At 41.2% G+C, this 17,019-nt stretch carries 13 protein-coding genes and 1 tRNA gene; all 14 read left to right on the top strand.

What is annotated here, in order from left to right:
• Window positions 1-71: 71 nt before the first annotated feature.
• Window positions 72-314 carry an RNA-binding S4 domain-containing protein gene (locus EO124_RS07725; protein WP_127059036.1) on the top strand — a complete coding sequence of 81 codons (243 nt, stop codon included), beginning with the start codon at window positions 72-74 and terminating at the stop codon, window positions 312-314.
• The gene (recF, locus tag EO124_RS07720; RefSeq protein WP_127059035.1) at window positions 311-1,387 is read left to right on the top strand and encodes a DNA replication/repair protein RecF; all 1,077 of its coding nucleotides are present in this window, start codon (window positions 311-313) and stop codon (window positions 1,385-1,387) included. Before EO124_RS07725 ends, recF begins: the two co-directional genes overlap by 4 nt.
• A gap of 2 nt (window positions 1,388-1,389) precedes the next feature.
• Window positions 1,390-2,529 (top strand): DciA family protein, encoded by a 1,140-nt coding sequence (locus EO124_RS07715; RefSeq protein WP_127059034.1) that lies wholly within the window; start codon window positions 1,390-1,392, stop codon window positions 2,527-2,529.
• A 27-nt stretch (window positions 2,530-2,556) separates the two neighbouring features.
• Complete coding sequence (locus EO124_RS07710; RefSeq protein WP_127059033.1) at window positions 2,557-2,826, top strand: hypothetical protein; 270 nt, start codon at window positions 2,557-2,559, stop codon at window positions 2,824-2,826.
• Window positions 2,827-2,911: 85 nt separating this feature from the next.
• Window positions 2,912-4,813 (top strand): DNA topoisomerase (ATP-hydrolyzing) subunit B, encoded by a 1,902-nt coding sequence (gyrB, locus tag EO124_RS07705; protein WP_127059032.1) that lies wholly within the window; start codon window positions 2,912-2,914, stop codon window positions 4,811-4,813.
• A 16-nt stretch (window positions 4,814-4,829) separates the two neighbouring features.
• Window positions 4,830-6,281: an amino acid permease gene (locus EO124_RS07700; RefSeq protein ID WP_127059031.1), complete on the top strand. Its 1,452-nt coding sequence runs from the start codon at window positions 4,830-4,832 to the stop codon at window positions 6,279-6,281.
• 352 nt (window positions 6,282-6,633) lie between these two features.
• Entirely contained in the window at window positions 6,634-8,385 is a 1,752-nt protein-coding gene (locus EO124_RS07695; RefSeq protein WP_127059030.1) for a 1-deoxy-D-xylulose-5-phosphate synthase, read from the top strand.
• A 412-nt stretch (window positions 8,386-8,797) separates the two neighbouring features.
• Window positions 8,798-10,156, top strand: a complete 1,359-nt coding sequence (locus tag EO124_RS07690; RefSeq protein WP_127059029.1) for a hemolysin family protein — start codon at window positions 8,798-8,800, stop codon at window positions 10,154-10,156.
• A gap of 123 nt (window positions 10,157-10,279) precedes the next feature.
• Window positions 10,280-10,831, top strand: coding sequence for a winged helix DNA-binding protein (locus tag EO124_RS07685; protein WP_021840475.1), 552 nt, complete (start codon window positions 10,280-10,282; stop codon window positions 10,829-10,831).
• A gap of 161 nt (window positions 10,832-10,992) precedes the next feature.
• On the top strand, window positions 10,993-12,084 hold the full coding sequence (locus EO124_RS07680; RefSeq protein ID WP_127059028.1) for an efflux RND transporter periplasmic adaptor subunit: 1,092 nt from the start codon (window positions 10,993-10,995) through the stop codon (window positions 12,082-12,084).
• The gene (locus tag EO124_RS07675; protein ID WP_127059027.1) at window positions 12,081-15,128 is read left to right on the top strand and encodes an efflux RND transporter permease subunit; all 3,048 of its coding nucleotides are present in this window, start codon (window positions 12,081-12,083) and stop codon (window positions 15,126-15,128) included. Before EO124_RS07680 ends, EO124_RS07675 begins: the two co-directional genes overlap by 4 nt.
• A 147-nt stretch (window positions 15,129-15,275) precedes the next feature.
• Complete coding sequence (locus EO124_RS07670; protein ID WP_021840478.1) at window positions 15,276-15,593, top strand: hypothetical protein; 318 nt, start codon at window positions 15,276-15,278, stop codon at window positions 15,591-15,593.
• A 329-nt stretch (window positions 15,594-15,922) separates the two neighbouring features.
• Window positions 15,923-15,999 (top strand) — tRNA-Arg (locus tag EO124_RS07665).
• Between the two features lie 130 nt (window positions 16,000-16,129).
• The coding region (locus EO124_RS07660; protein WP_206512555.1) for an AlbA family DNA-binding domain-containing protein at window positions 16,130-17,019 on the top strand (890 nt) is incomplete at its 3' end.

Raw genomic sequence — 17,019 nt, 5'->3', positions numbered from 1 at the left:
TACTGAGCTATAAGCTTATATTAATAATATATAGTTGCAGAGTTAACATCACGTTTTGTGAGGAGGCAATTATGAGTAACAAAGAAGCAATTCAAGTAGAAATTTATACGCCTTACATTAAATTGGATCAATTATTAAAATTGGAACAAATTATTGGTACGGGCGGTCAAATTAAATTTTTGCTTGATGATGAAAAAATCAAAGTAAATGGCGAAGTTTGCCATGAAAAACGTAAGAAAATATACCCTGATGACTTAGTTGAAATTCAAGGTATCGGTACCTTAGTCGTTGTTAAAGAGGAGGCCGGCGAGTGAATATTCACTCCTTGGAACTCGTTAATTTCAGAAATTACGAGCATGCCAATTGGACCTTTCCGCCCCATATCATCGTGCTTCACGGACCCAATGGTGTAGGCAAGAGTAATCTCTTAGAAGCCTTGTATGTCAGCACTATCGGCCGCAGTTTTCGTACCAATGATACACAGGATTTACTGCAATTTGGTGCTACCGAAGCGGGGATTATTGTGGAATTTACGAAGCGCGATACGAAACACAAAATCAATTTGAAGCTCAGTGGCAAGGAAAAGAAAGATATTCGTCTCAACGGTAACCGTATTTTACAAAAAGAATTAGTAGGCACCTTGAATACTGTTCTTTTCAGTCCTGAAGATTTACAGCTCATAAAAGGCAGTCCCTCTTTAAGGCGCCGCTTTTTAGATATTGAAATATCTCAGACCAGTGCTTTATATTATCAGCAACTGCGCTTGTATAATAAGATTTTGCAGCAACGCAATAAAGTGTTAAAAGATTCTTACGGCAAGCGAGATATTTCTTTAGCCGAGTGGGATACACAGTTGGCGGAGACGGGTTCCTTTATTATAAAAAAACGACTCGACAGTTTGCGTAAAATTAATCTTTTGCTGGATTTGATGAATCGCAAACTCACAGGGGGTAAAGAAAACTTAAAGCTTACCTATGAGCAACATCAAATTTCAAATGGATTTTTAACCGAACCGCAAGCGTTTTATGAGCAATTGCAGGCTAATTTACCGGTGGATCGGCATCGTATGAGTACCTCTTTTGGTCCTCATCGTGATGATTTAGGCTTCTTTTCCGGTCCTATGGATTTGAAACGATTTGGCTCGCAAGGTCAGCAACGAACGGCTATTTTATCGCTTAAATTAAGCGAATTGGAATATATCAAATCGGAAGTGGGCGAGTATCCTATATTGTTATTGGATGATGTGCTCAGTGAATTGGACAAGGAGCGACGGCAAAATCTGTTGAATTTTATCCATAAAAAAATCCAAACATTTATAACTACGACCGATTTGGAAGATGTGAAACAATTGAGTGATGTGGAACTCATTAATTGTGAAAGGCGGTGATCATGATGAGCGAAACGTTTGAGTCGAAAAACGGCATACAACCGGCAGTCTCCGAGGTTAAGACGGAAGATGCTGCCGGGGATGATACAACAGTCCGCTATATTGAAGGGCTGTTAGCCTCCAATCGGCCGGCCGGACCCATCGGCTATAAGCCGGATGCCTATGTGCGGCAATATGATACGCATTTGAACAGTAAATATAAATCCTTCAACGTATTCAAACAATTCGCCGTCATGCGCCTGTATCATCATTGGCCTAAAGTTGTGGGGACAGTGCTGGGCAAACAGACTAAAGTGCTTGAAATTAAGCCGCCTATTATTAAAGTGGCGGCCATGACATCACCCTGTTTGCAGCAACTTCAGATGATGAAACGTCAATTATTGAAGAAGATTAATGATTTTTACGGATCGGAGCTTATTACGGAGTTACAATGCACCATGTATCGGCAAAGCTATTTGAAAGCGATTCAGCCGGTTGATGCAGTGTCGGTAACATCGTCTAATAGTCAAGGATTAACTAAGGGCGATGCATCGGCCTATATGGGCAAAGCAAAACACACTGATTCCTATGAGCGAGTGCTCATTAATTTTAAAGCGATTCCCATTCCCATTGATGTGATGGCTCAAATAGACTCATCGGTGGCGAATATAAAAAGCGAAGAATTGCGTCGGCAGTTGAAAGATGTGCAGATAAAACAGTATAAGAAGACGGTCTACCTAAAGGAACATGGTTATCATAATTGTGAATGCTGTGAAAACCTTATCGGTCCTGATGAAATTCTTTGCTCCTCCTGTACTATAAAAGCGCAGGAACATGAGGCTTTTTTATATCGTCAGCATATTAATTGCATTAAAGATAGATTGATGCAAGAACCTTTTGCCGTATATGATGAAATGCGTCAACATGTACCGCAGTGCACTATGACTGATTATCAGTTGGCTCATCGTGAATGCGTGTATTTTTTCAGAAATCGAGTCGTCAAGGAAGAATCCAACGAGAATTATGATATATATATGCTGTTAATGCTGATTACGCACAAAAAAGCAGAACAGCTAAAACCGGAATTTGTACGCAATTCGGTTTTAAAAATGCGGGCTCAATACAAGGAGGCTGTAAAGTCTCGTAAACCTCAAAGCAATTGAAATATAGAGAAAGTGATGGTAAGATGTATGTTCGTTCATTTATCGGATACGTATAGCGTGTCTATTGAAGATATCGTGGCGGTGGTACAGGATATTCCGCTATTAAAAGGGCGGCGCCGTCGCAATAAGCAATGGCAGAACAAGGATGTAATCCAAGTTTTTCCGGATGAACCGATTGAATGCTACTTGGTTACAGTAGATGCGGTTTATGGCTTAAGTATGTCTATTACCGGCGTAGGCCGCCGTTTACAGCGTGCCGCTACCGGTATTCCGGTAAGCTTATACACAAAACGATAAAAATAGAGTATAATTAAGGATAATTGTTTTATAAAGCTAAATCCCCATAGATATGGTTTATTACTGAAATTAGGGAGGATATGGAATGGCAGAACAGAATTATAGTGCCGATAATATACAGGTCTTAGAAGGCCTGGAAGCGGTACGACGCCGCCCGGGGATGTACATAGGGAGTACATCATCTAAAGGGTTGCACCATTTAGTATATGAAGTTGTTGATAATAGTGTGGACGAAGCCTTAGCCGGCTATTGTACGCATATTGAAGTCAGCATTAATGAAGATAACAGCGTTACCGTTACCGATGACGGCCGCGGCATTCCGACAGGTATGCATGAAACAGGCGTTCCGGCGGTTGAATTGGTTTTAACCAAATTGCATGCCGGCGGTAAATTCGGCGGCGGCGGTTACAAAGTATCCGGCGGTCTCCATGGCGTAGGTATTTCTGTAGTTAATGCTTTGAGTGAATGGACGATTGTTAAAGTTCGTCAGGACGGCAAGGAACAGGAAATTACCTTTGCACGCGGTCATTTGCAAACACCGTTAAAAGTAATCGGTGAAGCTAAAGACACCGGTACAACTGTTACGTTTAAACCGGATGCGGAAATTTTTGAAACTACCGTATTTGATTTCGGCGTATTGCGTACTCGTTTACAGGAATTGGCTTTCTTGAATAAAGGCCTCCGTATTACCCTTACGGATAAACGTCCGGAAGAAAATTTAGTAGAAAGCTTCATGTATGAAGGCGGTATTACATCCTTTGTTGAATTTTTAAACGAAGGGAAAAACTTGGTTAACCCTACTGTTATCGATGTGGAAAATACTCGTGACGATGTAGTGGTAGATGTAGCTTTCCAATACAATGACAGCTATAGCGAAACTTTATTTTCTTTTGTAAATAATATTAACACTATTGACGGTGGTACTCATTTAAGCGGTTTCCGCAGCGCCTTGACGCGTACTTTAAATGATTACGGTCGTAAATCCGGTCTCATTAAGGATAATGAAAGTAATTTATCCGGTGAAGACGTGCGCGAAGGTTTGGCTGCCGTTATCAGTGTAAAAGTTTTAGATCCTCAGTTTGAAGGTCAGACGAAAGCAAAACTGGGTAACAGTGAAGTTAAAGGCATTACCGATACGGTTGTATCGGAAGGTCTTAAAACGTTCCTTGAAGAACATCCGGCAGAAGCTAAACGTATTATTGAAAAAGCAACCAGCGCTACCCGTGCTCGTGAAGCGGCTCGTAAAGCGCGTGAATTGACCCGTCGTAAAAATGCCCTTGAAGTAAATTCTTTACCGGGCAAATTAGCAGATTGTTCTGAAAAAGATCCGCTTATGACTGAAATTTATCTCGTCGAAGGTGATTCTGCGGGCGGTAGTGCCAAACAGGGCCGTGACCGTCGCTATCAAGCAATTTTACCGTTGCGCGGTAAGATTTTGAACGTAGAAAAAGCGCGTTTAGATAAAATTTTAGCTAATAATGAAATTCGTTCCATGATTACGGCCTTCGGGACCGGTATTGGAGAGGATTTTGATCTCGATAAGAGTCGTTATCACAAAATTATTATCATGACCGATGCGGACGTTGATGGCGCCCACATTCGTACGCTTTTATTAACCTTCTTCTATCGTTATATGAAACCGCTCATTGAAGAAGGACGCGTATATATTGCACAGCCGCCATTGTATCAAATCAAAAAAGGCAAAGGTCATTGGTATGTATACAGTGATGCTGAAATGGCCGCTAAGTTGGATGAAATCGGCCGTGACAATATTACAATTCAGCGTTACAAAGGTTTAGGTGAAATGAATCCGGAACAACTTTGGGAAACAACCATGAATCCGGAAAATCGTACTATTTTGCAGGTAAGTTTGGAAGATTCCATTGAGGCCGATAAGATTTTTAGTGTACTCATGGGGGATAAAGTAGAACCGCGTCGCAAATTTATTGAAGATAATGCTAAATTAGTTCGTAATTTAGACTTGTAGGGTGGGAGGATAGTGTATGAGTGATGCAGCGAATACTAAATTAAAAAGAAGTCTGAAATCGCGCCACATGAATATGATTGCCTTGGGCGGCTCCATTGGTACGGGCCTCTTCGTAGCAGGCGGTGAAGTAGTTAGCACCGCCGGCCCGGGCGGCGCTTTGGTAGCCTATGGTTTTATCGGTATTATGGTATATTTCTTGATGACCAGTTTAGGTGAAATGGCTACCTATTTACCGGTACCGGGGTCGTTCGGTACCTATGCATCTCGGTATGTAGATCCGGCTTTTGGTTTTGCTTTAGGCTGGAATTACTGGTTTAACTGGGCTATTACGTTGGCAGCGGAACTTGTTGCCGGTGCTTTAATTATGAAATACTGGTTCCCGGAGATTCCGGCCATCGTGTGGTCGGCCTTGTTCTTGGCAGCTTTATTCTTGATGAACTATTTATCGACCCGTTCCTTCGGCGAAAGTGAATATTTCTTCTCCAGTATGAAGGTTATTACTGTTTTCGTATTCTTATTTGTAGGTACCATGCTTATTTTGGGCATTGGTGGTACATCGCCGGGCTTTGAAAACTGGACACGCGGTGAAGCGCCGTTTGTAGGTGGTTTTGCATCTATTATGGCCATCTTCATGGTAGCGGGTTTCTCCTTCCAAGGTACGGAATTAATCGGCGTAGCTGCCGGTGAATCGGAAGAGCCGGAAAAAAATATTCCTAAAGCGATTCACTCCATTTTCTGGCGTATTTTATTATTCTATATCGGTGCTTTCGTAGTCATCGGTTTCTTGATTCCTTACGATGATCCGAATTTATTGAATTCCAGTGTTGAAAATGTCGCTATCAGCCCATTTACCTTGGTACTCGATCGTTTCGGTTTTGCCTTTGCGGCCAGCTTCATCAATGCTATTATTTTAACAGCCGTATTGTCTGCCGGTAACTCCGGTCTTTATGCATCTACCCGTATGCTATATGCCATGGCTAAAGAAGGGGATGCACCAAAGGTATTTACAAAGTTAAATTCTCGTGGTGTGCCGGTACCGGCTTTATTGGCTACGGCTGCTTTCGGTGTATTTGCGTTCTTAACTTCCTTAATCGGTGAAGGTACGGCGTACAACTGGTTAATTAATATCAGTGGTATGAGTGGTTTTATTGCATGGCTCGGGATTGCCATTGCTCATTATCGTTTCCGTCGTGCATTCCATGCACAGGGCAAAAGTTTGGATGCCATACCGTTTAAAGCCTTGTTTTATCCATTTGGTCCTATTTTTGCTACCGTTTTATGTCTTATCATCATTGCCGGTCAGAACTATACAGCGTTTACCGGTGAAACGATTGACTGGTACGGTGCCAGCGTAGCCTATATCGGTATTCCGGTATTCTTGTTGGTATATGCGGCGTATAAGAGTAAATATAAAACTCATGTTATTCCGTTAAAAGAAGTTAATTTGGATCGGGATTACGAAAAATAATCCGGTAAGTTCCTATTTTCTAAAAAATTTTTAAAACCGGCGATTTGGTCATAAATACTGATATTAGAGCGGTTTCTAAGGGATATATGCATCATTCGTTGAACGGAAATTTTAAATTAAATAGAAAAATTTAAATTTAATGCTTGACTTGAAGTCGACTTCAAGTTCTATAATGAGTTCTGTAATCACCGCTGATGACTACGAAATGTGAGTCACAGTGAAGATTACAGAACTTTTTTTGTTTGAAACAAATCGTTAGTAAGTTGTATTCATAATAGTTTTGCAAATCCTAAGTTGGATGACAATGTATGATATACGGATTATATATATGGTGTTTAGAAAGGAAGATAGTATGAACTTATTAAATAAAGTAAACAGTCCTAAAGATATTAAAGGTATGAGTATTGAAGAATTAAAAATATTGGCTCAGGAAATTCGCGAAGTATTAATTAATCGCGTAACCGAGACCGGTGGCCATATGGCTCCGAACCTTGGTTTTGTGGAAGCAACCTTGGCCCTTCATTACGTGTTTGATTCCCCAAAAGATAAATTTGTATTTGACGTATCCCATCAATCCTACATTCATAAAATGTTGACCGGTCGTAAAGAAGGTTTTACCGACCCGGCGTCTTACAGCAAATATTCCGGTTATACCAATCCGAATGAAAGTGAACATGACTTCTTTACCGTAGGTCATACTTCAACGTCTGTAAGTCTTGCGTCCGGTATGGCTAAAGCGCGTGACCTTAAAGGGGAAGACGGCAATGTAATCGCCATCATCGGTGATGGTTCCATGTCCGGCGGCGAAGCCTTGGAAGGTCTTAATGTAAGTGCTACATTGGGCAGCAACTTTATCGTATTGTTCAATGATAACGATATGTCCATCGCTCCGAACGAAGGCGGTTTTTACGCTCACTTCAAAGCTTTGCGTGACAGCAAAGGCAAAGCTGAAAACAACTTCTTCAAAACTATGGGTTTTGACTATGTATTCGTAGAAGACGGTCATGATTTGGAATCCTTGATTGAAACCTTCAAAGCGGTTAAAGATATCGATCATCCAATCGTAATTCACATGGTAACCGTTAAAGGTAAAGGTTTACCGGAAGCAGAAGCGGATAAAGAATCGTATCACTACATTATGGGCAAACATTTTGATGTGGATGCATACATGAAAGAAGAACACTTCGATGACATCATTGCGACCCATTTGCTTGAAAAAATGAAACAAGATCCTACCGTAGTCGGTTTAACGGCCGGTGTACCGGGCATTCCCGGTTTTAATCCACAGCGTCGTGCCGAAGCGGGTAAACAATTCATTGATGTAGGCATTGCGGAAGAACATATGGTGGCTATGGCGGCCGGCATTGCTAAAAACGGCGGTAAACCGGTAATCCTTGATGCGGCTACCTTCTTACAACGTACCTATGACCAATTGACTCAGGATATGGCGTTGAATAACAATGCCGTTACTATTTTATCCTTCCCATTGGGTGGTGGTATTTCGCCAATGGATGCAACGCACTCCAGCGCTTTCGACTTGGCGATGATGAGCACCATTCCAAACCTTCGTGTATTATCACCGGCCACAAAAGAAGAATTATTGGCTATGCTTGACTGGTCTTTGGAACAGACTGATTTCCCTGTAATGATTCGCGTACCGGGCGGTAAAGTTCAGACTTATGAAGCAGGCAGCGCATTTAACGGTGATTTGAGTAATCAGGTAACGGTTAAAGGTAATACGGTAGCTCTCTTGGGCTTAGGCGCATTCTATGACCTTGCTTTACGAACTAAAGATGTGTTAAAAGCCGAATTAGGCATTGATGCTACAGTTGTAAATCCTCGTTTATCCTCTGAAGTAGATGCTGACACTTTGGAAAGCTTAAAAGCAGACCACAGCCTCGTAGTTACTTTGGAAGACGGCGTATTGGATGGCGGTTTCGGTGAAAAAGTATCCCGTTTCTACGGTTTAGCTGATATGAAAGTATTGAACATCGGTATGAAAAAAGAAGTAAACGACCGTGTTCCTATGGATGAATTGGTAGCTCGTTACCACTTGTCCCCTGAATTAATCGTTAAGGACGTAAAAGCGATTTTAAATAAATAATTCAGGTTAATTTAGAGTTAATGGCAGTATTATTAATTAAAACTGTAAGATTAGTTTTCCGGTTCCCGTTTTATTAAAGTTAAAACGTTTATCTGATAGATGCTTGGCATTTTAGGCATAAATGCCAAGCAAAATAGGCTTAGCCCTTCGATATATTCTATGAAAACACCCTGTCGCAATACGCAGCGACAGGGTGTTTTTACATTATGTCGTAAGTATTAGTCGTAAGTATTATAAGACTAATTGCTTTAACTTAGGTAATATACCGACAGTTGATCTTTTACAAATAGAGGCAGTAAGACTCAATATAGCGAAAATATTCAATTTTTGATATACTATACGGTAAGTACAGGCTAAAGTAGCCTGACAGAATATAAGTATCCACTGTAAGTAAGAGGAGAGTGATTCATTAGTGGATGGTGACGTGGGTCTGGAGATACTCATAATTTTCTTGCTCATTATAGCAAATGGTATTTTCTCCATGACAGAATTAGCCATAGTCAATGCCCGTAAGGGTTTATTGGAAGATAGTGCCGAAAAAGGCAGTACGGGGGCACAGCGGGCGATTCAATTATCGGAAGACCCGAATCAGATGTTTTCTACCATTCAAATCGGGATTACCTTAATCGGTATCGTAACCGGTTTGTATTCCGGCGCTGCATTATCGACGCCGATGGCAGAAGCTATTAAAGAACATATACCTGTTTTGGCACCCTATGCCGATTCGGTAAGCCCTATTGTTATCGTATCGTTGACGACCTATTTATCCCTCGTTGTGGGTGAATTGGTACCTAAGCGTATCGCTTTGAACGCACCGGAGAGAATTGCCATTATTATGGCCGTACCGATGCATTCGTTTTCGGTTATAGCAAAGCCGTTGGTAGTTTTGCTCAGTTCATCCACCAGCTTTTTATTAAAACTCTTGGGTGTCAAAGAGAAGGAAGAAGCGCCGGTTACAGAACTTGAAATCAACAAAATGTTGACCCAAGGCGTTGAGTTGGGGGCTTTTGAAAAAGAAGAACCGATTCTTGTAGATAATGTCTTCCGCTTGGCCGATTTAAATGCCGGTGATGTAATGACACCGCGTACACAGCTTAAGTGGCTTGATTTGAATAGTCCGGAGGAAGAAATCAAAGAACGTCTTTGCAACTCTACACATTATCGTTTGCCCGTAGGGCGCGATTCCTTGGATGAATTGGAAGGTCTCGTTATTGTGGCTGATGTGTTCGCTGAACATATGAAAGCAGGCGGGCAAAAGACGTTAAAACAATTGGTGGCAGAATGTACCAAGCAGCCGGTTATGGTACCGGAATCAATCAGTCTTATGAAGCTTCTTGAAGTATTCCGTTCGGAAGGTATTCATGAAACAGTAGTACTCGACGAATACGGCGGTTTTAGTGGGCTTGTAACACTTCATGACATCATGGAAAAATTGGTTGGTTTGATGCCGGCCAGCGAAGATGAGCTGAAAGAAGAAGAAAATCGTATCATTCAGCGCACGGAAACAACTTGGCTTGTTGATGGCCTACTCAGCATTGATGAATTTAAAGAATATTTCGGTATTAACAAAGAATTACCGGGTGAAGAAAAAGATTTATATAAAACGGTGGGCGGCTTTTTGACATATTTATTCGGTCGCATTCCTAAAGAGCTGGACCGCTACGTGTGGGAAACATATACCTTTGAAATTGTCGATATGGATAATGTTCGTATCGATAAAATCATGGTGGTTCACGAGCCGATTGAGGAAACAGTAGCTGCCGACGAATAAGAACTATCCTCATAGTGTAGGCTAAGACCAAAGCTATGAGGATTTTTTTAGTTAAAAGACGGTTATTATGAGATGTGTTAAACATCTGAATAAAACTACAAAAATACGGAGTTGTAAATACCAATGGAAAATACGTACAAAGAATTAGTGACTACGGCTTCACTGTTTGCTGTATATGTGCAGGAAGTTCGTAAACGTCTCCTAAAAGAGGCTATTGAAACGTATATTGATACAGTACCTTGTGAATCGGCAAATAAGCTGATGAATAAAAAATTTAATCATTCGGAGATGCAGATCTTAAGCTATTTGGAAGCTAAACCGGATAAAACGGGTACCTATCAGGAAATTTTGAAGGCCATGCCATTTTCACAGGGGCTGTTATCACGGTATGTGAAACGTTTGGCGGCCAATAATTTGCTCATTCGTTTTCACAACAAAGAAGATTTAAAAGCTGTATTATTGCGTAATACGGAACTGGGAACGGCGGTGGCGTTGGTGCATAATGATTTGCATAAGCGTGAAGAAGCCTATTTTAAATCGGTTCTCAGTAATGTGCCGGCTGAAAAAATTAAGGACACCTTGGAAACGCTTAAACTTTTAATGAATGGACCGATTGCTATATCTGATGAAGAATTGAATACGTTAACCGGTATGAAGCCAAAATCGGCTTATTGATAGTCATTTATATTGAAATAAAATCTTATTGGCACTACCGTAACACCAATCAAAGTCGACTAGTATAAGGTACACAGTATATTGAAAATAATTGACAGTAATGGGAATAACTCTTACAATTAACATATATATTACCGGTAATAAATAAGGAGGAGATTCATATGAGCGGGCTGAGAAGTTGGCGCCGATACACGATAATTACAGCATTATTGACAGGTTTGTTACTCTTGGTGAGTGGATGTGGCTCATCGGACGAAACGAGTGATAAAGCACCGTTGGTTAAAACGCAGGTTGTCGGGCAAGGGAGCGGAGCCGGTGAAAACAGTTTGGCCGGCACCATTAAAAACCGCAATGAAACGGCATTATCCTTCCAAATCGGCGGACGTGTCATTCAAAAGAATTTTAATATCGGTGATCGCGTCGGAGCCGGTCAAGTACTGGCAGTATTAGACCAAGGCGATACAAGCAGTCAATTACAAAATGCGGAAGGCGCATTGGCGGCGGCTCAGTCACAGTATGATTTGGCAGCTACCAACGTACAGCGCTATCGTCAACTCTATGCGGAAGAAGCAATCAGTCAATTGCAATTGGACCAGATGGAAAACTCCTATAAAGTAGCGGCCGCTCAATTGGCACAGGCGCAGGCTAATGTGCAAACCAGTGCTAATCAGCAAAACTACACGCAATTAACAGCACCGGCTGACGGTATTATTACGGCTGCCTCAATCGAAGTGGGTCAGGTCGTAGCCGCCGGTCAGACCGTAGGTACTATTGCGGTCGGCAATGAACCGGAAGCGGTTATTGCCTTACCGGAACAAATGATGGCATCCGTAGCCGTCGGCTCACCGGCCAGTGTAACCTATTGGGCTTTACCAAATGTGACAACGGCCGGTGTAGTACGTGAAATTTCTCCGGTGCCGGATGCGACGGCGCGTACCTATACGGTTAAAATTTCCTTACCAAATCCGCCGGCTCAATTACAGCTTGGCATGACAGCTAATGTAGTATTCAATCAATTAAATAGCAACGGTTTGATGATTCCGTTGACAGCGTTGGTAGGGACTCGTCAACCGACACCAAACAGTCAGGGACAAGTCTATGTAGTCACCGATAATACGGTGCATTTACGAAATGTTACTTTAGGTAGTTTAGGCAATAATCAAGTCATGGTAGTATCCGGTTTGAAGGCCGGTGACCGCATTGTAACGGCCGGTACGGATAAATTGGAAGAAGGGGCTAAGGTACGCATATGAAGCAGTTTAACTTAGCTGATTGGGCCCTCAGACACAAGTCCATCATATACTTCTTTATGGCCATGCTCTTTGCCATCGGTAGTTTTTCCTTTATGAAAATCGGTCGCATGGAGGATCCGAACTTTACGATTCGAACCATGGTTGTAGCCGCTACCTGGCCGGGCGCATCGCCACAACAGATGTCGGAACAGGTTACGGATAAGCTGGAAGAAAAAATCCGCGACTTACCGGGCCTTGATTATACAAAGAGTTTTACGGACGGCGGTAAAACGGTTATTTATATTAACCTCAAAGAATCGGTCAAAAGTGACGACGTACGGGCCGCTTGGACGGAAGTACGTCACATGATTGATGATGAATGGTCAAGTCTGCCAGACGGCGTGCAGGGACCTGTTATTAACGACCGTTTTGACGACGTGTACGGTACGATTTACGCACTTACGGGCGATGACTATTCCTATGAAGAAAAAAGAGCTTATGCGGAAGATATTAAACGTGTTTTGCTCAGTGTGCCGAATGTAAAACGGATAGATTTAAAAGGTGTGCAAGAGCAGACGCTTTATGTGGAAATGAATAAGGATAAATTGTCGGCCTATCAAATAAGCGCCCAGACAATTTTAAATGCCTTAAAACAACAAAGCTCCATGGCACCGGCTGGCATGATTGATACAGACACGAATAATGTCTATTTACGGGTGAACGGGCTGTTTGACAGCGTTGATTCCGTTCGTGAAATGCCACTCCAAGTGAATGGTCAGACTTTGCGTTTAGGGGATATTGCCACGGTTCGTATGGATTACGAATCACCCCAAAGTCCGCTGTTCTACTATAATGGTAAACCGGCCATAGGCATTGCTGTTTCCATGGATCCGGGAGCCAATAATATTGAATTCGGTAAGGCATTGGATGCTAAAATGGCGTCCTATAAGGATGCCTTACCGGCTGGACTCGATGTCAGTCAGGTATCCAACCAGCCGAAAGTGGTGGATGATTCCATCAGTGAATTTACCCGTTCTCTATTTGAAGCCATTGTTATCGTATTAATCGTCAGCTTTATATCCCTCGGTGTACGTAGTGGGATTGTGGTAGCTCTTACGATTCCGGTCGTTGTGGCCAGTACCTTTGTGGGCATGTACGCTGACGGGCTTGAGTTACATAAAGTAAGCCTCGGTGCCTTAATCATCTCCTTAGGTCTATTGGTAGATGATGCGATTATCGTCGTAGAAATGATGACCCTCAAAATGGAAGAAGGGCTCAATACGCATGATGCGGCTACCTTTGCCTATAAATCGACAGCCTTTCCGATGCTGAGCGGTACTTTAATTACCTGCTGCGGCTTCTTGCCAATCTTTTTATCGGAAGGATCGGTTGCCGAATTTACCCATGCTTTATTTATTGTTGTGGCCATGGCACTTTTATTATCATGGTTTGCTTCGGTGTTGGTAAGTCCAGTATTGGGCAGTAAGTTAATCCGTATCAAACCGGGTCATGAGGAAACAAGAGCTATGCGGATACAAAAAGCCTTTTTGGCTCGCTTCGAAAAATTTCTTCACTGGGCCCTGGGCCATCGTCGTACAGTTCTCATAACAACGTTGGTTTTATTCTTGATTTCATTAGTCAGTGTGCCGCTCATTAAAGTGGAATTTTTCCCGGCTTCTACCAGACCGGAAATCATGGTAGCCATTCAGTTTCCGCAAAGTTCGTCCTTACAGTATACAAAAGAACAGGCGGAGCAATTGGATAATATCCTCAGCGGCGATAAACGAATTGAGCATTATTCCTCTTATATCGGTGAAGGAGCGCCGCGCTTCGTACTTACCTTGGAACCGGAAGTACAGCGTAACAACTACATGCAGTATGTGATTGTAGCTAACTCTTTGGACGATAGAAACAGTTTGTACAATGAATTAAATGAAAAGTTGAAGGACGAATTCCCGTCGGCTTTAATTAATATGGACTTTATTCAAACCGGTCCGCCTTCAAAATATCCGATTATGTTCCGTGTATCGGGACCTGATATGGCTAAAGTTAAAGACATCGCCACCGATGTGAAGGCTGTTTTCAAAGAATATCCTGAAATCACCGATATTGCCGAAGATTGGCCGGATAATACACCGAATATTGAAGTTCATATCGACCCGTCTAAAGCGCGTTTGATGGGCGTTGACAGTTATACGGTAGCAACGGATTTACAAAGTAAAATATCCGGTATTACGGTGGGGCAATATTATGTAGGCAATCAGACGATACCGATGAAATTTAAACTCAGCGGTAACGAAGATCATAATATGAGTGTTTTGCAAAATATTCCAATTCAGACCGGTTCCGGCGCCTATGTACCTTTAAGCCAGATAGCAACCATCTCCTTAGGAAATGAAGACGGTATCATCTGGCACCGTAACATGGCGCCGACCATTACGGTCCATGGCAATGTACCGCCGAATGTAATGGCCGATTCCTTAGCTAATGAAATTAATGAAAAACTGGATACTATGAGAGCGGACTTACCGGCCGGCTACACCATTGAAGTAGATGGATCTGCGGAACAAAGTAACATTGCTCTTAATAACTTAAAAGGGCCGATGCCGATTATGATTTGTCTCATTATGGTGATTCTCATGTTCCAGCTCAAGAAAATCTCCCTCATGATTATGGCCATGTTAACGGCACCACTTGGACTCATCGGGGTTGTTTTGACTATGCTCTTAACCAATACGCCGATGGGCTTTATGGTAGTCTTGGGGGTTATCTCATTAAGCGGTATGATTATCCGAAACTCTATCATTTTAATTGACCAGATTGAGTTACATCGCAAAGAAGGACAAACGACTTATGAAGCCATTGTAAGCTCCACTATCTTGCGTTTCCGGCCGATTATGCTCACCGCCTTAGCCGCGATTTTAGGCATGGTACCGCTCATGCGCAGTGCTTTTTGGTCACCGATGGCCATAGCCTTCAGCGGTGGGCTCTTTGTGGCTACAATTTTAACTTTAATTGTGCTGCCCGTTATGTATGCCGTTTATTTTAAAGCGGAAGAAAAATAAAGGGAATTATCAAAATTAGTGAAAATTTATTGGTAATATTGTAATTAATACGATAAAATTTAATCAAAGCATATTGCGTAGATGATGTAATGTATGATTAAATAAGTAAGTAGACATTGCCAATAACAGTGAAAAGGAGCTAATACGATGAGTAACGTAGCATATTATGCCATTCATTATGGGGTGGATGAAAAGGGATATATTGCCTTTAATAAAGACAATAAGGAAATGACAGTAGTATTGCCTGATGAAACTTGGCAAAAAAAGGTTTGGGATTATTTGCATACACCGCAAACTATTGAAAAAGCGTTAAGCCTCGACGTGTATGAAACAGTTACGTTAGATCCTTCTGAATCTTTGGAAAATTTAAAATTAGCGTTAACCGTTATGTGGGAACGCACTGACGTTCAAGTTGATTGGAGCCGCCCGGTTGAAATCGACGGCGAATTTAAGTTTCCGGAATAAGTAATGGATGATCTGTATTGTTAGTAAAAATTGGCAGAACATGTTATTTTTGAGCGAACAAATTAAAAGTTATACACCGGTTATAAACTAAAAATAGTACATACTGACGAACATATCCACAGATTATACACATAAATCTGTGGATATGTTGTGTATAGCTTGTGTGTAAGTCTAAAAATTTGGTGCATAAGTGAACGAAAAAGTGCATAACTCTGTGTATAAACTGGGGATAACTCGTGTATAAGTGCTTAAGAATATAGGTATATTGCGAGATGTGAACATTCCGTTTATAATATAGTTTGTAAAGTGTTTTAATTTAATACATACATGCGTCTATAGCTCAGTAGGATAGAGCAGCAGTTTCCTAAACTGCGTGTCGGTGGTTCGATTCCGCCTAGGCGCACCAAATAAGAACAGCCATGAAGATAGGTCTTCGTGGTTGTTTTTGTATTATCTTAGTAAATTGACGGTACTTTGTATGCGTGCTACAATTTTTGTAATAAATAGTTTAGGTATATGTATATGTAGAGGGAAGTATGTTTGAAAATATAACATTAGAATATATAACAGAAACTAAAGAAAATGGCTATTTTGAACGTAAAAGTTCGGCCATTAAACCAGATCATTTAGTAAAGCAAATTATAGCATTTGCTAATGCAAATGGGGGAGTTATTGTTGTAGGAGTAGAGGATAAAGGAGAAATAACAGGCTTCGCACGATCAAAATATACTGTTGATGAATATATTAATGCTATAAGACAAAACTGTATTCCGGTTCCAAAGTTTGAATATAAAACAATAGTTATTAATGAAGAAACAAAGGACTTTATTTTACTCATTGGCGTTGAAAGTGAATCGGGGAGTATTATTAGCGATAGGAGTGATAAAGTATATTTACGTGTGAAAGATTCTTCTCGAGAATTGAGCCATAGGGAAATAACGAGTTTGGAGTATGATCGTGGCTTTCGTCTATATGAAGATAAAGTAATAGAAGAAGCAACTATCGATGATTTAGATTTGTTAATTATAGAAAACTATAAAGAGCGAATGAATGTCTTGCATAAGGATAACATTGAGGTATTAACTGCAAGAGGATTATATAAAAATAACAAATTAACTAATGCAGCTATTCTTTTATTTGGGAAAAATCCAACACAGTTTCTACCAAATGCTCGTATAAAATTTATTCGGTATGATGGTAGTCAATCAAAAACCGGCTCAAGATTAAATATAGTTAAGGAGCAATCGTTTGATAGTGCTATACCAAAGTTAATACCAGAGATAACTGATTTTATAAAAACACAATTAAGAGAATTCCAAAAATTAGGTGATAATGGACAATTTCAAATTATACCTGAATATCCAGAGTTTGCTTGGTTTGAAGGCATTGTAAATGCTGTTACTCATAGAGATTATGGATTTACAGG

The organism is Veillonella ratti, from assembly GCF_003992115.1.
GTDB classification, from domain to species: domain Bacteria; phylum Bacillota; class Negativicutes; order Veillonellales; family Veillonellaceae; genus Veillonella_A; species Veillonella_A ratti.
This window is presented reverse-complemented; position numbering and strand designations above follow the sequence as displayed.